Source organism: Ferrovibrio sp. GW821-FHT12B10 (assembly GCF_058807515.1).
Genome location: NZ_JBXAQT010000001.1, coordinates 3,107,081 through 3,126,243, shown reverse-complemented (window position 1 = coordinate 3,126,243; position 19,163 = coordinate 3,107,081). Strand labels below are relative to the sequence as shown.

At 64.7% G+C, this 19,163-nt stretch carries 19 protein-coding genes; 12 read left to right on the top strand and 7 right to left on the bottom strand.

What is annotated here, in order from left to right; all coding sequences use genetic code 11:
- Positions 1-4: 4 nt before the first annotated feature.
- Positions 5-3,475 carry a coiled-coil domain-containing protein gene (locus AC1RRT_RS15640; protein WP_493014737.1) on the bottom strand — a complete coding sequence of 1,157 codons (3,471 nt, stop codon included), beginning with the start codon at positions 3,473-3,475 and terminating at the stop codon, positions 5-7.
- A gap of 563 nt (positions 3,476-4,038) precedes the next feature.
- Here AC1RRT_RS15640 and AC1RRT_RS15635 point away from each other — a divergent pair.
- Both AC1RRT_RS15635 and AC1RRT_RS15630 read left to right on the top strand, forming a co-directional pair.
- Positions 4,039-5,964, top strand: a complete 1,926-nt coding sequence (locus AC1RRT_RS15635) for a ribonucleoside-diphosphate reductase subunit alpha (RefSeq protein ID WP_493014736.1) — start codon at positions 4,039-4,041, stop codon at positions 5,962-5,964.
- 200 nt (positions 5,965-6,164) lie between these two features.
- Entirely contained in the window at positions 6,165-6,635 is a 471-nt protein-coding gene (locus AC1RRT_RS15630; RefSeq protein ID WP_493014735.1) for a GlcG/HbpS family heme-binding protein, read from the top strand.
- A gap of 42 nt (positions 6,636-6,677) precedes the next feature.
- Here the strand turns inward: AC1RRT_RS15630 and AC1RRT_RS15625 are convergent, their stop codons facing one another.
- Both AC1RRT_RS15625 and AC1RRT_RS15620 read right to left on the bottom strand, forming a co-directional pair.
- Positions 6,678-7,067 carry an SPW repeat protein gene (locus AC1RRT_RS15625; RefSeq protein WP_493014734.1) on the bottom strand — a complete coding sequence of 130 codons (390 nt, stop codon included), beginning with the start codon at positions 7,065-7,067 and terminating at the stop codon, positions 6,678-6,680.
- A 77-nt stretch (positions 7,068-7,144) separates the two neighbouring features.
- Positions 7,145-7,519, bottom strand: a complete 375-nt coding sequence (locus AC1RRT_RS15620) for an SPW repeat protein (RefSeq protein WP_493014733.1) — start codon at positions 7,517-7,519, stop codon at positions 7,145-7,147.
- A gap of 256 nt (positions 7,520-7,775) precedes the next feature.
- Between AC1RRT_RS15620 and AC1RRT_RS15615 the strand changes: the two genes are divergently transcribed.
- The 7 genes from AC1RRT_RS15615 to AC1RRT_RS15585 all read left to right on the top strand — a co-directional run bounded on the left by AC1RRT_RS15615 (position 7,776) and on the right by AC1RRT_RS15585 (position 13,754).
- The gene (locus tag AC1RRT_RS15615) at positions 7,776-8,333 is read left to right on the top strand and encodes a thioesterase family protein (RefSeq protein WP_493014732.1); all 558 of its coding nucleotides are present in this window, start codon (positions 7,776-7,778) and stop codon (positions 8,331-8,333) included.
- Positions 8,334-8,548: 215 nt separating this feature from the next.
- Complete coding sequence (locus AC1RRT_RS15610; protein ID WP_493014731.1) at positions 8,549-9,523, top strand: Bug family tripartite tricarboxylate transporter substrate binding protein; 975 nt, start codon at positions 8,549-8,551, stop codon at positions 9,521-9,523.
- Between the two features lie 10 nt (positions 9,524-9,533).
- A complete protein-coding gene (locus AC1RRT_RS15605; protein ID WP_493014730.1) occupies positions 9,534-10,976 on the top strand; it encodes a CoA transferase in 1,443 nt (480 codons plus the stop codon).
- Between the two features lie 145 nt (positions 10,977-11,121).
- Positions 11,122-11,544 carry an organic hydroperoxide resistance protein gene (locus tag AC1RRT_RS15600; protein ID WP_493014729.1) on the top strand — a complete coding sequence of 141 codons (423 nt, stop codon included), beginning with the start codon at positions 11,122-11,124 and terminating at the stop codon, positions 11,542-11,544.
- Positions 11,545-11,604: 60 nt separating this feature from the next.
- Positions 11,605-12,048, top strand: a complete 444-nt coding sequence (locus tag AC1RRT_RS15595) for a MarR family winged helix-turn-helix transcriptional regulator (RefSeq protein WP_493014728.1) — start codon at positions 11,605-11,607, stop codon at positions 12,046-12,048.
- A gap of 135 nt (positions 12,049-12,183) precedes the next feature.
- Positions 12,184-13,143 carry a ribonucleotide-diphosphate reductase subunit beta gene (locus AC1RRT_RS15590; protein WP_493014727.1) on the top strand — a complete coding sequence of 320 codons (960 nt, stop codon included), beginning with the start codon at positions 12,184-12,186 and terminating at the stop codon, positions 13,141-13,143.
- A gap of 89 nt (positions 13,144-13,232) precedes the next feature.
- Positions 13,233-13,754: a GNAT family N-acetyltransferase gene (locus tag AC1RRT_RS15585; RefSeq protein ID WP_493014726.1), complete on the top strand. Its 522-nt coding sequence runs from the start codon at positions 13,233-13,235 to the stop codon at positions 13,752-13,754.
- Between the two features lie 9 nt (positions 13,755-13,763).
- Here the strand turns inward: AC1RRT_RS15585 and AC1RRT_RS15580 are convergent, their stop codons facing one another.
- Positions 13,764-13,997: a hypothetical protein gene (locus AC1RRT_RS15580; protein WP_493014725.1), complete on the bottom strand. Its 234-nt coding sequence runs from the start codon at positions 13,995-13,997 to the stop codon at positions 13,764-13,766.
- A 162-nt stretch (positions 13,998-14,159) separates the two neighbouring features.
- On the opposite strand from AC1RRT_RS15580, the gene AC1RRT_RS15575 reads away from it, so the two are divergent.
- Together AC1RRT_RS15575 and AC1RRT_RS15570 are read left to right on the top strand one after the other, a co-directional pair.
- Positions 14,160-15,119: a M14 family metallopeptidase gene (locus AC1RRT_RS15575; protein ID WP_493014724.1), complete on the top strand. Its 960-nt coding sequence runs from the start codon at positions 14,160-14,162 to the stop codon at positions 15,117-15,119.
- A complete protein-coding gene (locus AC1RRT_RS15570) occupies positions 15,120-16,181 on the top strand; it encodes an AbrB family transcriptional regulator (RefSeq protein ID WP_493014723.1) in 1,062 nt (353 codons plus the stop codon).
- Positions 16,182-16,489: 308 nt separating this feature from the next.
- Here AC1RRT_RS15570 and AC1RRT_RS15565 read toward each other — a convergent pair whose 3' ends face one another.
- Complete coding sequence (locus tag AC1RRT_RS15565; RefSeq protein WP_493014722.1) at positions 16,490-17,266, bottom strand: methyltransferase domain-containing protein; 777 nt, start codon at positions 17,264-17,266, stop codon at positions 16,490-16,492.
- Between the two features lie 46 nt (positions 17,267-17,312).
- Here AC1RRT_RS15565 and AC1RRT_RS15560 point away from each other — a divergent pair, with 46 nt between their 5' ends.
- The gene (locus AC1RRT_RS15560; protein WP_493014721.1) at positions 17,313-17,834 is read left to right on the top strand and encodes a thioesterase family protein; all 522 of its coding nucleotides are present in this window, start codon (positions 17,313-17,315) and stop codon (positions 17,832-17,834) included.
- Positions 17,835-17,959: 125 nt separating this feature from the next.
- Here the strand turns inward: AC1RRT_RS15560 and AC1RRT_RS15555 are convergent, their stop codons facing one another.
- Positions 17,960-18,256: a cupin domain-containing protein gene (locus AC1RRT_RS15555; protein WP_493014720.1), complete on the bottom strand. Its 297-nt coding sequence runs from the start codon at positions 18,254-18,256 to the stop codon at positions 17,960-17,962.
- 82 nt (positions 18,257-18,338) lie between these two features.
- Positions 18,339-19,163 (bottom strand): RNA methyltransferase, encoded by an 825-nt coding sequence (locus tag AC1RRT_RS15550; protein ID WP_493014719.1) that lies wholly within the window; start codon positions 19,161-19,163, stop codon positions 18,339-18,341.

Sequence of the window (19,163 nt, the reverse complement as noted above, 5' to 3'; positions counted from 1 at the left end):
TGACTTAGTGACGGGACTTGCCGACCGCCTCGCGCAGCAGCAGGTAGACCTTGCCGATATCGGCGGTCACGAAGGCCGAGGTCAACAGTTCCTCGTGCTCCACACCCTTGGCGCCGGCCAGCACACGCTCGAACTCGGCGATGTAGCGATCGGTGAAGTCGCGGAACTCGCCATTCTCCTGATACTTGTCACGGATCTTGTCCAGGTCCTTCTGGTCGATCAGCTTGCGGGTGAACAGGCCGCGCTCGCCCTTGTAGTAGCGGCGCCACAGGTCTTCCGACAGATCGCGATTGAGCAGGCGGCTGATGTCGATGGCCATCGAGTTGAGATGACCGGTGACGAAGGCCGCCGTCTTGAGGAACTGTTCGCCGCGCAGTGCCTGGGTGGCCTTGCGCAACGCCTCGGCCTCGATGCTGGCGGTACGCGCTGCTTCGGCCAGGGCTTTGGAGTCCGCCTTGAGGCTGGCCTCGGCCGAGGCCGCCTCGCTGGCGGCGCGGGCCGCGGCAGAGGAAAGCTCTTGCGCGCGCTGGCCCAGGATTTCGGCGGTCTCGACGGCGCGCGCGCTGGCGCGGTCGGAGATGGCGCTGAACTCGTTGCCGGTGCGGGCCATGCGTTCGCCGATTTCGGTGACCTTCTCCGACAGACGGCCGGCGCGGGTATCGATCTCGTCGGCCTGGCGACGGAAACCGTCGCTCATCCGGTCGGTCTGCTTCATCGCGTCTTCGACGATATTGGCCAGCTCGCGTGTGCGGTTACGCAGAACTTCGCTGGCGTCGTCGATGCGGCCCGAGGCGTTGCCCACCGCGAGGTTGATCTCGCGGGCGCGGGCGTCGAAGGTCGAGCCCACCTGTTCGACGCGGCTGACGGCCTCGTCGGACACGCGGGAGACTTCCTGTGCCTGGCGGCGGAAGCTGTCGCCGATATTGGCGGTCTTGAGGATCGCCGCATCGGAGGCCTCTGCCAGTTCCTGCACACGGCCGCGGAAGTTCTCGCGGATGTTTTCGGCCTGACGGGTCAGCTCGCCCGAGAGCGAGGTGAGCGCGGCGGCCTGGTCGTGGATGGTGCTGCGCAGTTCCAGCGTGCGATCGACCACGCTCTGCGCCGCTTCGCCCAATTCGAGCGAGCGCACGCGGGCGGTGTCGCCGGCGGTGTTGATGCTGCCAGTCGCCTTCTCGGCAGCGGCATTCAGAGCAGCTACCTCCAGCTGGGCCTTGTCGCTCATCGCGACCAGCGCGCTGGTCTGGTTCGACGCCTTCTCGGCCAGCGTCGCCATCGCCTCGGCAACATTGACGGCCAGATCCTGCAGGTCCTTGGCACGCGCCTGCGCGGTGCTGCCGGCGAGCTGCGATTCCATCGCGGCGCGTTCGGCGGCGGCGCTCAAGGCATGGGCCTGAACCTGCGCGGTCTCGCTCACCTGATGCAGACGCTGGGCCGCGCGCTCGGCGGCGGCCTGCAGCTGCACGGCATCCTGGCCGGCGCTCTCGCCGGCCGAGCGCAGACGCTGGGCAGTGCGGGCGGCGGCCTGGTCGAGGCCATCGACCTGATCGCGGACAGCCGTGCCGGTCTCGTTGATGCGCTTGGCGACACCGTCGATGGTGACGCCGAACTGTTCGGCATGGCCACGCAGCAGCGTGCCCGCCGAGCCGATCTGGTCGTCGGCGCGCTGGGTCGCCTGGGCCAGCAACGTGTTGGCCTGCGCCATGGTTTCCTGGACCTGCGCCGCCATGTCGAGCGCTTCGCGGCCAGCCTGGGCCAGGCTCTCGATGCGGGCTTTAATCGTGTCGTCGGCATCGCCGATCTTGTCGAGCGCGCGACCGGCGGTTTCATCCAGCGTATCGGCACGCTGCTTCAGCTCGTCGCCGGTGCGCAGCGCACGGTCGGCAATCTGCTGCAGCGTCGAGGTCATGTTGGCGCCTTCGCGGCGCAGCGCATCGCCGGCCTGGGCCAAGCGCTGGTCGGCCTGTTCGGCGGCGGACGCAAGCTGGTCCGACTGGTGACGCACCAGATTGCCGGTCAGCTTCAGGCGCTGTTCGGCCTGGGTCGCGGATTCGGCGAAGGCTTCAGCCTGCTGGGTGGCGGCAGCGCCGGCCTGCTCCAGTGCATTGGTACGGACGCGCATGTCGTCGGCCGACAGGCGCAGCTTCTCGGAGACGCGAGCGCCCTGCTCGTCAAGCGCGCCGACTTCGGAGCGGATGGTCTCGCCGATATCGCGGATGCGGCCAATGGTGGTGCCGGTGGCATGCTCGATCTCGCGCACGCGCTCGCGCAGCACGGTGCCGGCAGCTTCGGCGCTGTCGATCACCTTCTGGCTGGCGCTGCTGAACACCTGACTCTCGCGGCCAAAGCTTTCGCTGGCGGCGGTGGCACGCGCCACGGTGACTTCGGCAGCCGTCGTGATGATCTGTGCGGATTCGGCAAAGCCCAGGCCGATACGGCCGGCTTCGCCGCTGGCGCGGGTGACGGCCTGCTCGAGGGTCACGATCTTCTGTTCAAGCTGGGCAGCGATCTGCTGCGCCACTTCAGCGGCGCGGTTCACCGCCTGGTCCATCAGCTCGCCATGGCGGCGCGACAGTTCGTCGACGCGCTCGTTCTGGAACTGGATGGCCGAGGTGATGCGCGAAATTTCCGAGGCCTTGTTCTGGAAGATGCCGCGCGCGGTTTCCACTTCGCGCACGATCACATCGGCGGCCTGCAGCAGCACCTGCGCCTGGGTCGACACAGTCTGGCCGATGCCCGACACCTTGGCGTTCATCTCGGTGCCGACCTTGTCGGCGACATCAACCAGCGCACGGCTCTGCTCCTCGAAGCGGCCGGCAAGGCCCTTCACGGTGCTGTCGAGATCGCGGTTGACCTGTTCGGCCGCGGCGATCAGCGCCTGCGACGACTGGTTCAGCGTGCCGCCGATCTGGCGGGCCTGCTGGGCGACCTGTTCGCCGGCGCCGGCGGCGGCCTGCATCAGGGCCTGTTGCTGGCCGGCCATGGTCTCGCCCAGGTTAGCGATCTTGTCGGTGGCGGACTGCGCGGCTTCTTCCATCTCGCGCGCCTGGCGGCGCAGCGCACCGGCCAGCGCCGAGACGCGGCGCTCGGCTTCCGGGGTGGGGTAGCTCAGGTCGAGCAGGATTTCGTGCAGGGCGGCAGCCTGGCGCTTGATCGCCATGCCGCGCCACATGTTGAGCAGCAGCAGCCAGAGGAAAGCGAGCGGTGCTGCGACGCCGGCGATGAAGGCGCCCACTTCATGGGGCAGCGCATGCCAGAGATTGGTCCAGCCGATCGAGCTGTCGATATAGAGGACGCAGGTGAGCAGCCAGAGCGCGCTGACCGCGCCGCCTGCCGCCACCAGGATCAGGCGCTGGCGCTCGAGCGCCGGCTGGCCGATCAGTTCGGCGGCCCGGGCATCGGCCTCATGCAGCGCAGATTCGCTGGCGGACTTGTTGGCATTGGCGGCCATATCGGCACGCGGGTGTTTGATCAGCATCGCAACCTCCCCCGTCGGGGCCTGGAGACAGTCTCCGGCCCGGTCGGATCGCGTCATCTTCCGCATTGAAACACAAAAGACCGGGGCGGGGCGGAAAACCCGTGCCGGTAGCACACCATATTTAGGGTCGGAATAGTTAACAGCGCCTTGCCCGAAAGCCTCCAACAGGATTCGAAATCGTCCCTGTGAGTCCCGGGGATAACTTTTTTGAGTCACCCCGAAAAATGCTCTCCGTGCGCGACACGGCATAAAATAAGGGGGTTCACGCTACTCGGACTCCGTCAATCGGTTTTTTTACAGGTTGAGGTCACACATCCCATTGACCCTCTCTTAACCGTGAGTACCATATGTTGTGTTCGTTGGACCTGTTTCGTGACGACGCTGCGCCGCCTTCGAGGCCGCTTTTTGGGGCTTTTCCGGCTTTGAAGGTGAAAGGGCGGGGTGCGCGGCCGCCGGAAGTAAGGGATCAACGGGCGTAAACCTTTGGATTTTTTTGTTTTTACGGCCGGGCCGGTTGCACCTCGAAAGGGTACCGGGCCGCGATAATGAGGGGAAGCAAATCCGTGCTGAACACTCTGCAAACCGAACGCGGTATCCGCATCGACGTCGACCGCAGCCGCGACCGCCTGCTCACCGATTTCGGTAAAGCCACCCTGGACGACCGCTACCTCCTGCCAGGCGAGTCCTACCAGGACCTGTTCGCCCGCGTCGCCGGCCACTATGCCGACGACACCGCCCATGCCCAGCGGATTTACAGCTACATCAGCCGCCTCTGGTTCATGCCGGCCACCCCGGTCCTGTCGAACGGCGGCACCAACCGCGGCCTGCCGATCTCCTGCTTCCTGAACGAAGCCAACGACAGCCTCGACGGCATTCTCGGCCTGTGGAACGAGAATGTCTGGCTCGCAGCGCGCGGCGGCGGCATCGGCAGCTACTGGGGCAACCTGCGCTCGATCGGCGAAAAGGTCGGTCAGAACGGCAAGACCTCGGGCATCATCCCCTTCATCCGCGTGATGGACAGCCTGACCCTGGCCATCTCGCAGGGTTCGCTGCGCCGTGGTTCGGCCGCCTGCTACCTGCCGGTCGACCATCCGGAAATCGAGGAATTCATCGAGATCCGCCGCCCCACCGGCGGCGATCCGAACCGCAAGGCGCTCAACCTGCATAACGGCATCCTGATCTCGGACGCCTTCATGCGCGCCGTGGAAGCCGACGAACAGTGGGCGCTGCTGAGCCCCCATGACCAGACCGTGCAGCGCACCGTCTCGGCCCGCGCGCTGTGGATCCGCATCCTCACCGCCCGCATCGAGACCGGCGAGCCCTACCTGGTCTACATCGACCATGTGAACCGCGCCCTGCCGGAACAGCACAAGCTGGCCGGCCTGCGGGTCAAGACCTCGAACCTGTGCAGCGAAATCACGCTGCCGACCGGCATCGACCATCATGGCGTGCAGCGCACGGCCGTGTGCTGCCTGTCGTCGCTGAACCTGGAGTACTTCCACGAATGGAAGGAGCATCCGCTGTTCATCGAGGATTGCCTGCGCTTCCTCGACAACGTGCTGAGCGACTTCATCGCCAACGCTCCCGACAGCATGTCGAAGGCGCGGTACGCCGCCGAGCGCGAGCGTTCGGTCGGCCTGGGCGTGATGGGCTTCCACTCCTTCCTGCAGGCCAATGGCGTGCCGTGGGAAAGCGTGATGGCCAAGGTGTGGAACCGCACCATCTTCAAGCACATCAAGGACCAGTCCGACGCCGCATCGCGCAAGCTGGCGGAAGAGCGCGGCCCGTGCCTGGATGCGGCCGAGTACAACATCATGGAGCGCTTCTCGCACAAGATCGCGATCGCGCCGACCGCGTCGATCTCGATCATTGCCGGCGGCGCTTCGCCGGGCATCGAGCCGAACGTGGCCAATGCCTTCACGCACAAGACGCTGTCTGGCTCTTTCTCGGTGCGCAATCGCTATCTCGAGAAGGCGCTGGAGCAGCATGGCAAGAACGACGATGACACCTGGTCGTCGATCACCACTAATGGTGGCTCGGTGCAGCATCTCGACTTCATGTCGGATGACGAGAAGGCCGTGTTCCGCACTGCCTTCGAGATCGACCAGCGCTGGCTGATCGATCTGGCCGCCGACCGCACGCCGTTCATCTGCCAGGCGCAGAGCCTGAACATCTTCCTGCCGGCGAACGTGCATAAGCGCGACCTGCACCAGATCCATTTCCAGGCCTGGAAGAAGGGCGTGAAGAGCCTCTACTACTGCCGCTCGCTGTCGATCCAGCGCGCGGAAACGGTGTCGGGCAAGTCTTCGGCCGAGCTCAACAGCAACGTCGTCTCGATCCCGCTGGCCGGCAAGGTCAACGAGGGCGAACGCCCGATGGGCATTCCCGAGCTTGAGCCGGAACTGCCGCTCGCCGCCATGGCTGCGGTTGCCGCCGCAGGTGGCCCGCGCGAGGCGGTCGATTACGACGAATGCCTGTCTTGCCAGTAACGACAGGCAAAACCCTCGGGAGTTAGACCGAGTTGGGGAGAAGACCAGCGGCCCGGAAGCAATTCCGGGCCGTTTTTTTATCTACACGCAGTCGTCATCGCGGGATGGCCCGCCTCACGGAAACGGCATTGGCCTGCCGTTCATCCGCACACCCAGAGTGTCGCGCCGCATGAGCGGTCGACAAACTGGGAGACTGAAAAATGAAAACCTATCTGATGGGGGCGATGATGCTGGGCGCCATGCTGATGGCGCAGCCGGCCGAGGCACAGCTCGCCAACCGCAAGGCCATGACGCTCGCCGCCGCCGAAACCGCCCTTGCCGCCGCCAAGGCCGAGGCGGTCAAGAACAACTGGGCCGTGGCGATCGCCGTGGTCGATGACGCCGGCAATCTGCTGGCCTTCTCCAAGCTGGACAACACCCAGGGCGCCAGCATCGACATCGCCATCGGCAAGGCGCGCACCGCGGCGCGATTCAAGCGCCCGACCAAGGCGCTGGAAGACGCGGTCGCCGGTGGCCGCAACGTGCTGCTCGCCGTGGATGGCATCACCCCGCTGGAAGGCGGTGTGCCGATCATGGCCGATGGCGTCATCATCGGTGCCGTCGGTGTCAGCGGCGTGATGTCGAGCCAGGATGCGGTGGTCGCGCAGGCCGGCGTCAGCACAGTCAAGTAGTCACTGTCCGCGGCCCGGGAGACATTCCCGGGCCGTTTGCGCTCAGATATGCGTCAGCGGCGGGCTGACGGTTTTCTTGTCCGGCGCCTGCGTCTCTTCCCACAGCTCGGATGCCGCCAGGAAAGTGATGAGCAGGCCGAGCCCCAGATGACAGGCCACCGCCTGCGGCGCGCCGGCATAGTCCAGCAGCCAGCTCGAAACGATCAGCCAGAGGCCGAGCGCGATGTTCAGCCATTCCTCCCAGGGCTGCAGCTTCGCGATGGCGAAAGCCGAGAGCAGCATGATTGCCGCGCCAACGCAGATGGCATTCCACATCGGCGCCTGCGCATGGGTGAAGCCAAGCAGCCAGGGTGAGATCAGGACGGCAAGACCGAGCAGCAGATCGGCCCAGTCCTGCCAATGCCGGTAGATGAAGGGTTTGAGCACAGACATCGCGCACCTCCCTGCCGGGTTTGCGCGGGCATGATCGCCGACGCAGGCCGGCTTGCTGACTTCGCTTCTATCGTCGTCTAGATCCGGCGGGCGTCCTGCCAGATTTCAATGGCCGCAATCGCCACGACGGCGGCCCCGATGCCCAGATGGGTATAGCTCGCCGCATGATATGGCACGAAACCGATCAGCCAGGGCGACAGCATGGCCCAGATGCCGAGCAGACCGCTCAGATACACCTCCCAGCCATCCAGCAGCGTGAGCGCCAGCGCCGAGAGCGCGAAGACCAGCAGCCCGATGGCGACGGCGTTGATCGTCGCCGCCTCCAGTCCGGTATAGCCGAGCAGCCAGGGTGACGCAGCCAGCAACAGGCCGAGCGCTGTGCTGGCCCAGTCCTGCCAGCGCCGCCTGCCTCGCGAATCATGGCGCGGATCGTGATGCGTTACATGGGCCATGGCACACACCTCTCTTTCCGGATCCGTTATCCGGCAGCGTGCGACGCCTCCCCCCATGCGGTGACGCACGGTTCATCCTTGACATAGGGTGGTTCAGCTTCGTTTGCCAGTAGGTTGCCAGCAGTCCTATCGCGCCGGAATTTTTCGCAGCATTCCGCCACGCCATGCCGCAACGCCATCTCTTCTGCCGCATTCCGCCGCTTGCCGTCCTTCGCTAGCATGCCGCTCTGTTGATGACCGCGACGAGACAGAAACGATGAATCTCTGGCTGCGACTGATCTGGATGCTGCTGACCGTCTGGCGGCGCAGGCGCGTCTCCATCCTGGAGGCCAGCACACTGCGCATGACCGTCATGCCCAACGATCTCGACTTCAATGGCCATGTGAACAACGGCCGCTACCTGACGCTGGCCGATGTGGGCCGCATGGACTTCGTGCTGCGCAGCGGTGCCGCCCGCGCCGCACTGGCCCAGCGCGCATTGCCGATCGTGGGAGATTCACTCGCCAAGTTTCGCCGCGACCTGAAGGTCTTCGATCGCTTCGTCATGGAAACCCGTCTACTTGGCTGGGACGACAAATGGACCTTCATGGAGCATCGCTTCCTGCGTCATGGACGCGTGCATGGCGTCGTGGTTATCCGCGGCCTGTTCCGCGGCCCGCAGGGGCCGATTGCACCCGGTGTTTTCCTGCAGCTGATGGGTCTCAGCGCTGAGTCTCCCGCGCTGCCCGACTGGATCCTGGACTGGAACCGCAGTTGCGACAGATTGAGCCAGGCGTTGCGTGAGGAAGAAGGCAGCGCCAACGCAAAGGCTTGACGACATTCCCGCACGCGATACAGCCATCTCTCGTTGAGATAGCTGGCATCGGATCAAACTATTTCAGAAACATTCAGACGCTCTCTAGGCTCGAAAACGGCCACGGATTCATCTGCACAAATCTTGTGCAATGAGAAAGCCGCCAACGCCATGTCATGGCGCGTGGCTTTTCGATCGTGGCGGGGCAATGCCCGACAGGGCTTAGGGGGTATCTTATGTTTGCACGCCGTCATTCCGTCTTCAGCGCCGTATTGGCGATCATGGTGATCAGCCTGCCCGCAGCGGCAGCCGAATGGCCGCCGTCCGGCACCACCACCATCGTCGTCCCCTATACTGCAGGCAACATCGCCGATATCGCGGCCCGCACCCTCAGCCAGAAACTGAACGAACGCACCGGCAAGACCTTCATCGTCGAGAACAGGGCTGGCGCCAGTACCCAGATCGGCACCAGCATGGTCGCGCGCGCGCCAGGCGACGGACGGACGCTGCTGCTGACCGGCGCCATCTTCGCCACCAACCCGGCGCTGTTCCCCAAGCTGCCCTATGATTCCGAAAAAGACCTCGCACCGGTGAACCTCGTGGTCTCCAACCCGCTGGTGCTGACCACGGCGAAGGCCAAACCGTTCACCGATTTCGCCAGCATGGCGACCTATGCCAAGGCCAAGCCCGGCCAGCTTGCCCTGGCCTCGGGCGGTTCAGGCACCCTCACCCACATTGCCCTGGCGCTGATGGGCATCAGCCTGGGCACCGAGATCAATCACGTCCCCTACAAGGGCGGCAGTGCTGCGGCCATGGACACCCTGTCGGGTCAGGTCGACGGTTTCTGGGACAATCCCAGTTCGGCCATCCCGCAGATCAAGGCCGACCGCATCCGTGCGCTCGCCGTTTCGGGCCGCACGCGCAATCCCGCCCTGCCCGACGTGCCCACCATGATCGAGCTCGGCTATGCCGATTTCGAAGCGATCAACTGGTTCGGCGTCTTCGCGCCAGGCAAGACCGATCCCGCCCTGCTGGACGCCATCCACAAGGAAATCCAGACCGTGCTGGACCTGCCCGACATCAAGGCGCGCTTCGCCCAGGAAGGCGTGACCGCAGGCGGACCGTCGCGCGCGCAATATGCCGCTTTCGTGACGAGCGAAATCAAGAAATGGGGCACCCTGATCCGCGAAAAGAACATCCAGGCCGAGTGACGGATTCGCAATGACCTCTGCCGTGCAGAAATCACCCGGCGCTTTTACCGAACTGATGACGATCCGCGCCGGCAGCAGGCTTGCTGCCGGCGAGGTCACCATCACCGGCCGTGATCCGCTCTATCGCAGCCCGTTCCGCATCGGTGAGACTCTCGCCATGGCACTGGCAGCCCGCGGCGTCGCTGCCAACGACCTGTGGGAATTGCGCACCGGTATGCGGCAGGCCATCAGCGTCGATGCGCGGGCCGCGGCCATGGCGTCGCTCTCCGGACGGGAAGTGACGCTGATCCGCGATGCGGCCGGGCAATACCAGCCCATTCCGGTAACGGCTGCGCTTAAGCACATGGTGTCGATGACGCAGCCCTGGCGGGCCGCCGATGGGCGATGGGTGCTGCCCCATACCAATCTGCCGCATCTGCAGCGGCGCGTATTCGACGTGCTGCAATGTGAAGACACCGTGGAGTCCATCAGCGCCGGCGTCGCAGGCTGGAATGCTGATGCGCTGGAGAATGCCATCACCGCGGCCAATGCCTGCGCAGCCAAGGTCCTGACTCCGGAGGAATGGCTGGCGCATCCGCAGGGCGCCTATCTGGCATCCCGTCCGGTGGTCGAGATCACCAAGGTTGCCGATGGTGCGCCGGAGCCACTCCCTGCCGGTGAGCAGCCGCTGTCCGGTATCCGCGCCCTCGACCTGACCCGCATTCTCGCCGGGCCTACCGCCAGCCTTGGCCTCGCCGAACATGGCGCCGATGTCCTGATGGTGACCGCGCCCGACCTGCCGCAGGTGCCGTCCTTCGTGCGCGACACCAGCCACGGCAAGCGCAGCTGCTTCCTGGATTTCAATCGTGCCGACGATGCCGCGACCTTCCGCGCGCTGGTGCGGGAGGCCGATATCTTCGTCGACGGCTACCGGCCCGGCCGGCTGGCCGCGCGTGGTTTTGGTGCCGATGACCTGCTGGCCCTGCGGCCGGGACTGATTCATGTCACGGTCAACTGCTTCGGCTCCGGCGGGCCGCTGGCATCACGCGCCGGATGGGACCAGATCGCGCAGGCGATCACCGGCATCTGTCACACCCAAGGCGAAGCCATCGGGGCAGGACAGCCGAAGCTGACGCCCGTGCCGATGTGCGACTTCCTCACCGGCTTTCTCGGCACCTTCGGTGCGATGCTGGCACTGGCGCGGCGCGCGCGCGAAGGCGGCAGCTATCGGGTCCAGGTTTCGCTCTGTCAGGCCGCGATGCTGTTTCAGCGCCAGGGGCTGATCGACAGTTTCCACGATGCGCCAGGGCAGCTCACGCCTGCCGAGTTCGACGCGCATGCGGTCCATGTCGACAACACCTGCTACGGCGACCTGAAGACGCTCGGTCCGGTGCTGCGGATGTCGGAAACGCCCTGCCGGTGGTCGCGCCCCACCCCGAAGCTGGGCAGCGACCGGCCGGAATGGCTGGCGTAATCCTCCGGACCTGACCCCGGCTCGTCATCCGACAGGTGCTAGACTTCGTGACACTGATCACAGCGAATTAGATTGTGCACAATCTAATTGCACGCTAATCTTTCCCCGTCCCACCCACTCAACACCACCAACCCAGGAGTTCCCCATGTCCATCACCCCGCTCTACACCACCTCCGCCACTGCCACCGGCGGCCGCGCCGGCCAGGTGAAGTCAGCCGACGGCATCATCGACATGATGCTGGCCATGCCCAAGGAACTGGGCGGCCCGGGCAATGCCGCCAATCCGGAAACCTTCTTCGCCAGCGGCTATGCCGCCTGCTTCCAGGGCGCGCTGGGCCTCGTCGCCCGCAACCAGAAGATCACCCTGCCGCAGGGCAACACCGTCACGGTGACCATCGGCATCGGCAAGGACGAGACCAGCTTCGGCCTCAACGCCAAGATCTCGGTCAACCTGCCGGGCATGGATAAGGCCCAGGCCGAGGCGCTCACCGCCGCCGCCCATCAGGTCTGCCCGTATTCGAAGGCCACCAAGGGCAATATCGAGGCGACCCTCGAAACTGTGGTCTAAACTGCGACTCCGCGACGCCGGGTTCACTGCCCGGCGTCGCCTAACCGCTTCAGAACCGCCATGTCCGCCAACGACCAGCTCAAGCTCGACCACCAGCTCTGCTTCGCGCTCTATGCCGCCTCCAATGCGATGACGCGGCTGTATCGCGATCACTTGGAACCGCTGGGCCTGACCTATCCGCAGTATCTGGTGCTGCTGGTGCTGTGGGAGCAGGACGGGCTGACCGTGAAACAACTGGGCGAGCGGCTGCATCTCGATTCCGGCACGCTCACCCCCATGCTCAAGCGCATGGCCCAGGCCGGGCTGCTGGCCCGCAGCCGCAACCCCGACGACGAGCGCCAGGTCACCATCGACCTGACCCCCCAGGGCCGGGCCCTGAAGGCCGATGTGGCCAAGATGCACACCAACCTGGGCTGCCTGCTGCCGCTGGAAATGGCGGATATCGGGCGCCTGCGGGCCGAGCTGCGCGGCCTGGCCGAGGGTCTGATCCGGGCGGCGGAGTAATATCCACAGGCCGGGCCTCGGCAGGCTGGTTTTCCACAGCCGTCTGCCATCAAGATGTAGCATATATTGGGATAATATCCTTGTCCCTGGCACCAGATATTGCGATATTGCCCCCTCAGAATCAGTGAGGAACACATGTCGCTTCTGGACTCCAAGCCCGTCTACAAGCCCTTCCATTACCCTTGGGCCTACGAGGCCTGGATGACCCAGCAGCGCCTGCACTGGCTGCCGGAAGAAGTGCCGCTCGCCGACGACGTGAAGGATTGGCAGAAGAAGCTGACCCCGGGCGAGAAGAACCTGCTGACGCAGATTTTCCGCTTCTTCACCCAGGCCGACGTCGAAGTGAACAACTGCTACATGAAGAACTATTCGCGGGTGTTCAAACCCACCGAAGTTCAGATGATGCTGTCGGCCTTCTCGAATATCGAGACGGTGCATATTGCCGCCTACTCGCATCTGCTCGACACGATCGGCATGCCCGAAGAAGAATACTCGGCCTTCCTCCGCTACAAGGAGATGAAGGACAAATACGACTACATGCAGCAGTTCGGCGTCGACACCAAGGCCGACATCGCCAAGACGCTGGCCGTGTTCGGCGCCTTCACCGAAGGCCTGCAGCTGTTTGCCTCGTTTGCGATCCTGATGAACTTCCCGCGCTTCAACAAGATGAAGGGCATGGGCCAGATCGTGTCGTGGTCGGTGCGCGACGAGACGTTGCACACCAACTCGATCATCAAGCTGTTCCATACCTTCGTCGAGGAAAACCCGGAAGTCTGGACCGAGGACTTCCATCGCGAGCTTTATGTCGCCTGCTCGACCATCGTCGACCATGAAGATGCCTTCATCGACCTGGCCTTCGAGATCGAGGGTGTGCAGGGCCTGACCGCCCAGCAGGTGAAGGACTACATCCGCTGGACCGCCGACCGTCGCCTGCTGCAGCTCAAGCTGCAGCCGATGTACCGCATCGAGAAGAATCCGCTGCCCTGGCTGGACGCGATCCTGAACGGCGTGGAACACACCAATTTCTTCGAAAACCGCGCCACCGAGTATTCCAAGGCCTCGACCCAGGGCGATTGGGAAGAAGCCTTCGCCTAAATCGCGCGTAATACCATCATCGACGTCATTATGGCCGGGCTTGCCCCGGCCATTTTGTTATGATGGCCGATGATCCACGGCATCAGATTGTGACCTACACCATCAGACTGGCGCGCCGCAGCGAAGCCGGCCATCTGCGCGACATCGAACGCGCGGCCGGCCAGGCCTTCATCGCGACCGATTATCCCGATATCGCCGGCTATGACCCCACCCATGGCGACGACCTGCGCGACGCCATCCTCGAGGGCTGCCTGTTCGTCGCCGCCGATATGGCCGACCGGCCGGTGGGCTTCCTGCTCTGCAGCGAGATCGACGACGGCCTCTATGTGCAGGAGCTGAACGTGCATCCGGACCATGCAGGGCATCGCCTTGCGGTGCCGCTGCTGGCGGCGGCCGATGCGCTGGCGCGCCGGCTCGAGCTGAGCATGCTGACGCTGACCACCTTCCGCGCCGTGCCATGGAACGCGCCCTACTATGCGCGGCTGGGCTTCATCACCATTCCGACCAGTGAGATCGGCGCCGACATGCGCATCGTGATCGCGCGCCAGCAGGCCAACGGACTCGACACCGCCAACCGCGTGGTGATGCAGCGCCCCGTGGCGCCTCACTGAGCTGGCCGTTCAGGCCAGGATATCGATGAACAGGCTCTGCTGGCGCAGGTTGGCGACCAGCGCGATGGCCGAGGCCGACCCCTGACCCTCGGCGCCGGCCAGCAGCGAGGCGGCCTGGGCCATGACATCGAGATTCAGGCTGCCGCTGCTGACCGCCTTGATGGCGGCAAGCTGGGTCTGCTCGGCCTGACGCAGGCCAGCCAGAGCAATCGAGGTTCCCGAGGACGCTGAGATCGCGGTCATGCCGCAACTTTAGCGGACGGTGGAATTATCCTCAACCGGCGCCTCAACACATCCCCGCGACTGGGCTGCGCCGCCGCTTATGGTTAAACTGCATCCAAGCCACGGACGACTCGAAAAAACCTCCGCATTTCAGTCCCTCCCAATTTCCCACTGCTGGACCCGATGACCGCGCTCCCGCCCAATCCCCTGCTGCCTCTGCCGATCACCCAGTACCGCGAGGGCAACACAGGCGTGCCCTATGCCCATACCCTCGACAGCGGCAAGCCGGGGCCCCATGCCGCGATCACCGCGCTGGTGCATGGCAACGAGGTCTGCGGCGCCCATGCGCTAGACCTGCTGTTCCGCGAGAAGTTCCGCCCCTTACGCGGCAAGCTCAGCCTGATCTTCTGCAATGTCGCCGCCTATACGCGCTTCGACATGGACGATCCCGCCGCCTCGCGCTTTGTGGACGAGGACATGAACCGCGTCTGGGGCGCCAATGCGCTGGACAGCACGCGGCGCTCGGTCGAGCTCGACCGCGCCCGCGAGATCGAGCCGCTCATCGCCGAGGTCGACCTGCTGCTCGACCTGCATTCAATGCAGCAGCCCTCGCCGGCGCTGATGCTCTCAGGCCCGCTGCCCAAGGGCCGCGCCTTTGCCAACCAAATCGGCGTGCCGCCGGTGGTGGTGGCTGACCAGGGCCACAAGGCCGGCCTGCGCATGCGCGACTACGGCGGCTTCGGCGATCCGACCAGTCAGAAGAACGCCCTGCTGGTGGAATGCGGCCAGCACTGGGAGCAGAGCAGCAAGACCGTCGCCATCGAGACCATGTTCCGCTTCCTGAAAAGCACCGGCCAGGCCAGCGACGCCGATCTGGCCAAGCATGGCATCGCGCCGCGGCCGGCCGAAGCGCAGACCTTCGTGGAGGTGACCGAAGCCGTCACCATCAACACGGAAGACTTCCGCTTCGAACAGGCCTTCACCGGGCTGGAAAGCATCGCCAAGGCCGGCACCGTGATCGCCCATGATGGGGATCTCCCCATCAAAACGCCTTACGATAACTGCGTGCTGATCATGCCGACCAAACGGCTCAAGCCCGGGCAGACCGCAGTCCGGCTCGGCCGCATCATCACAGCGGCCTAAATGCTGACCCAGCTGAAATACAGCCTGCCTGCCCTGGTGATCGGTGCGGCGGGCGGCGCGGCCTTTTTGTATATCCGCATGCCGCTGGCCTGGATGCTGGGCAGCATGTTCCTGGTCGCGGTCTGCGTGCTCTGCGGCCTGGACAGGAAAATCCGCCTGACCGTCAACCCGCGTCTGCGCGCCATCATGATCACCGTGATCGGCGTGATGCTGGGCAGCGCCTTCAAGCCCGAGATGATCGACCGCGCACGCGAATGGCTCGGGCTGATCCTGCTGATGCTGGTCTATGTGCCGATCACCACGGCGCTGTGTTACTTTGTTTTCCGCAAGCTGGCCAAGCTCGATCCGGTGACCAGCTATTTCTCGGCTGCCCCCGGCGGCCTGCAGGAAATGACCCTGGTGGGCGAGCATTACGGCGGCGACGGCCGCAGCATCATCATCACGCATGCCTTGCGCATCTTCCTGGTGGTGATGACGGTGCCGGTGTATTTCCGCTTCGTCGAAAAGCTTGATGTGCCTCCGATGGCCATCGGCCGACACATGTGGGAGCTGCTGCCGCTGGAGGCCGTACTGCTGCTGATGTGCGGCATCGTCGGCTGGTTCGGCGCGCGCGCCTTCCGCATCCCGGCCGCCCAGCTGGTCGGTCCGATGGTGGTCTCGGCCGCCGTGCATCTGCTCGGCTGGTCGGCCGCTTCGCCACCGCCCGAACTTGTGGCCGCCGCGCAGGTGGTGATGGGCGCAGCCTTAGGCTGCCGCTTCGTCGGCACGCCGCTGAAAGAGGTGGCGCGCATCGCCGGTTACGCCGTGCTGGCCACGGCCGTGATGCTGGGCGCCTCGCTCGGCTTCACTTTCGGCTTCGCCGAGATGGTGGGCATCAACAGTGCCGCGCTGATGCTGGTGCTGTCGCCCGGCGGCATGGCCGAGATGAGCCTGGTGGCACTGGGCCTCGGCGTCGAGGTGGCGATCGTCGCCTCGATGCATGTGTTCCGCATCGCGCTGGTGGTGATCGCGGTGCCGCCGGTCTTCCGGCTGCTGCGCCTGCAGGCAAAACCGAAATCGTAAGCCGCTGAAATATCTGGGCCCGTGAAGGACAGACGTGGCCAGTTGCGCCAGTTGGGCTGTCGATTCATCGCCAGTTGGCGACCAGTTCAGTCCAGTTGGAGCCAGTTCGAGGCCAGTTGCGTCCAGTTGACGCCAGTCCGGACCAGATGCAGCCGTGAAAAACCCGGCGTGATTTACCGGGTTATGCGATGACGGATTCACGGCGGCCAAGAGCGACGCCCTTCAGATAGGAAGGCCCGGCCCGTCGTCAAGCCCGCAAGACGTGGATGCCCGGCACAAGGCCGGGCATGACAGATTTTGCAGATGGATCAGCGCTGGTTCGGTTTCTGCGCCAGGATGAACAGCCGGCGGAAGGGGAACAGCGTGCGGCCGTCCTCCTCCTTGGCATAGGCCTGCGCCACGCGGACGCGATAGTCGGCCTCGAATGCGCCGCGCTCAGGCTCCTCCAGGCGGTCGAGGAACTGCTTGAGCCAGGTGCCCTTGGTGTATTCGGCCACCGGATTGGCGCCCGACAACACCTGCAGATACTCGGTCTCCCAAATCTCCAGCGTCGCCGTGCGGTCACTCAGGATGCGCCAGTAGACGGCGGGCTCGGCCACCGGCTGGCGACGCAGATGAGGCTCAAGGCGCGAACGCCAGGGGCCAAGCTCGATCGTGTCGGTGATGGTGGTATGCGACTTGGCGCCGAAATTGCGCGGCATCTGGATAGCGAGCCAGCCGCCGGGCTTGATGCACTCCAGCAGCCCGGGGATCAGCGTCTCATGATCGGTGAGCCAGTGCAGCGTGGCGTTGGAATAGAGCAGATCGACCGGCTGATCCGGCCGCCATGTCGCCACATCCGCTTCGATGAAAGTGGCAGCCGGATAATCCTTGCGGGCGCGCGCCAGCATCTCGGGCGAGGAATCGACGCCGGTATGCTGTGCCTGTGGCCAGCGCTGCTGAATCAGCGGCGTGAGATTGCCGGCGCCGCAGCCCAGATCGACCACCGATGCCGGTGCGACGAGCGGCACGCGGGCCAGCAGGTCCACGGCGGGGCGGAGCCGCTCGCCGGCGAATTTCAGGTATTGCGTCGGGTCCCAGGACATGATTACCAAAGCTACCTGAGGAAACGAAACCGGCAAGGTTCTAAATATGAATTCTTCTCAAGATCTGCGTGATTATGCTCAACAGCGCTTCGACGCGCCGCTGGAACTGACCGGCATGGCGGTCCAGCCCGAGCATATCGACGCCAACGGCCATATGAATGTCGGTTACTACAATGTGATTTTCGATCAGGCGCTGGACCGGTTCTTTACGCCCTTCGATCTCGACTGGAATTACGTCCAGCGCACCAACCTGTCGACCTTCGTGCTGGAGACCCATGTCTGCTATCTGCAGGAGGTGGTGGAAGGCGACCGCTTGCGTTTCACCTTCCAGCTGCTTGGCGCTGATGCCAAGCGCATTCATTACTTCATGGAAATGCACCACGCCGAAAAGAGCTATCTGGCCGCCACGTCGGAGCAGATTCTGGTGCATGTCGATCTCGCCACCCGCCGCTCCTGCCCCTTCCCCGAGGCGCAGCAGCTGCTGTTCCAGAACATGCTGGCCGGCCATGGCAAGCTGCCGAAGCCGGCGCAGGCCGGCAAGAGCATCGGGATGGCGAAGAAGGGCTAAGGCCTAGTACCGTCATCCCGGCCGCAGCGAAACGAAGAGCCGGGATCCCGTTTTCCTTCTTGCGGGAATCAAAATGAATGGGACCCGGGTCAAGCCCGGGGTGACGGTTTATGGTGTCGCAAACGTCAGAGCTTGATCTCGACTTCCACGAAAGCCATCGGCGCGGTGCCGGCATTGATCACGTCATGGGCGATGCCCTTGGGGCGCGAGTAGCTGCCGCCGGCGGCCATCTCGACGCGGCTTTCCACGCCATCCTTGTCGAGGATCTTCAGCACCGCATCGGTCAGATAAGTCACCGTGTAGGGGAATTCATGCACATGGAAACCGGTGGCGGCGCCCGGCGCGAAGTCCCAGCGTGTGATGCGCACGCGCTCGTCATCGGCCTGCTGGGTGGGGACTGCGGATCCTGTTGCCTGGCACATGAGATGCTCCTTTGCTGGACCGATCCTAGGACGCGGCCGTAGAGCCGGACAAGCGCGGAATTGTCGCGCTGCAATCGGGCGGTTACGCGCCGTCCTTCTCTGCCGCTTTCTTGCGCAGGCTGGCGCGCAGCGGGCGTCCTTGCGCGATTGCCTTCAGCATGCCGCGGAAGGTGTGCACCTCCTGGCTGGCCAGCGGCACGCGCTGCAGCGCCGAGCGCAGGTTGCGCAGGATGGCGCCGCGTTTCGGCTCGACATTGTGGAAAAACGCCGACTGGTTCAGCTCATCCACCAGGTGGTCGAACAACCCCTGCAGCTCCTCCTGGGTGGCGAAACCGCCGCGCACGGTATCGAGGCGGCTCGGCGCGGTATCGTCGGCGGCCGTGAACCATTCATAGCCGAGCAACAGCACGGCCTGGGCGAGATTGAGCGACGAGAAACCGGGATTGAGCGGCACGGAAATGCCGGTATGGGCCAACGCGACATCCTCGTTGTCCAGCCCGGTGCGCTCGCGGCCGAACAGGATGCCGACACGGAATCCGTCTTTTTCCTCAGCACGCATGCGGGCGGCGGCCTCGCGCGGCGTGATCACTTCCTTCATCATGTCGCGATGGCGCGCCGTGGTGGCGTAGACGCGATGCAGGTCGGCGACCGCATCGGCCGTGCTCTTGAACACGCTGACCGCATCCAGCACCGGGTCTGCCTTGCTGGCCAGCACATAGGCGGCCGGGTTGGGCCAGCCGTCGCGCGGATTGACCAGGCGCAGCTCGGTGATGCCGCAATTCAGCATGGCGCGCGCGGCGGCGCCGATATTCTCGCCCAGCTGCGGCTCGACCAGCACGATCACCGGCCCGCGCCGCAGCGGACCCGGCGGCGCGAACTTGCCAAGTTTGGGACGGTTGGTGGGCAT

Bases quoted from the DNA above. Each gene is read 5' to 3' on its own strand.
- AC1RRT_RS15640 (WP_493014737.1), bottom strand. From the start codon at position 3,475: ATGCTGATCAAACACCCGCGTGCCGATATGGCCGCCAATGCCAACAAG.
- AC1RRT_RS15630 (WP_493014735.1), top strand. From the start codon at position 6,165: ATGAAAACCTATCTGATGGGGGCGATGATGCTGGGCGCCATGCTGATG.
- AC1RRT_RS15625 (WP_493014734.1), bottom strand. From the start codon at position 7,067: ATGTCTGTGCTCAAACCCTTCATCTACCGGCATTGGCAGGACTGGGCC.
- AC1RRT_RS15620 (WP_493014733.1), bottom strand. From the start codon at position 7,519: ATGGCCCATGTAACGCATCACGATCCGCGCCATGATTCGCGAGGCAGG.
- AC1RRT_RS15615 (WP_493014732.1), top strand. From the start codon at position 7,776: ATGAATCTCTGGCTGCGACTGATCTGGATGCTGCTGACCGTCTGGCGG.
- AC1RRT_RS15610 (WP_493014731.1), top strand. From the start codon at position 8,549: ATGTTTGCACGCCGTCATTCCGTCTTCAGCGCCGTATTGGCGATCATG.
- AC1RRT_RS15605 (WP_493014730.1), top strand. From the start codon at position 9,534: ATGACCTCTGCCGTGCAGAAATCACCCGGCGCTTTTACCGAACTGATG.
- AC1RRT_RS15600 (WP_493014729.1), top strand. From the start codon at position 11,122: ATGTCCATCACCCCGCTCTACACCACCTCCGCCACTGCCACCGGCGGC.
- AC1RRT_RS15595 (WP_493014728.1), top strand. From the start codon at position 11,605: ATGTCCGCCAACGACCAGCTCAAGCTCGACCACCAGCTCTGCTTCGCG.
- AC1RRT_RS15590 (WP_493014727.1), top strand. From the start codon at position 12,184: ATGTCGCTTCTGGACTCCAAGCCCGTCTACAAGCCCTTCCATTACCCT.
- AC1RRT_RS15580 (WP_493014725.1), bottom strand. From the start codon at position 13,997: ATGACCGCGATCTCAGCGTCCTCGGGAACCTCGATTGCTCTGGCTGGC.
- AC1RRT_RS15575 (WP_493014724.1), top strand. From the start codon at position 14,160: ATGACCGCGCTCCCGCCCAATCCCCTGCTGCCTCTGCCGATCACCCAG.
- AC1RRT_RS15570 (WP_493014723.1), top strand. From the start codon at position 15,120: ATGCTGACCCAGCTGAAATACAGCCTGCCTGCCCTGGTGATCGGTGCG.
- AC1RRT_RS15565 (WP_493014722.1), bottom strand. From the start codon at position 17,266: ATGTCCTGGGACCCGACGCAATACCTGAAATTCGCCGGCGAGCGGCTC.
- AC1RRT_RS15560 (WP_493014721.1), top strand. From the start codon at position 17,313: ATGAATTCTTCTCAAGATCTGCGTGATTATGCTCAACAGCGCTTCGAC.
- AC1RRT_RS15555 (WP_493014720.1), bottom strand. From the start codon at position 18,256: ATGTGCCAGGCAACAGGATCCGCAGTCCCCACCCAGCAGGCCGATGAC.
- AC1RRT_RS15550 (WP_493014719.1), bottom strand. From the start codon at position 19,163: ATGCCCACCAACCGTCCCAAACTTGGCAAGTTCGCGCCGCCGGGTCCG.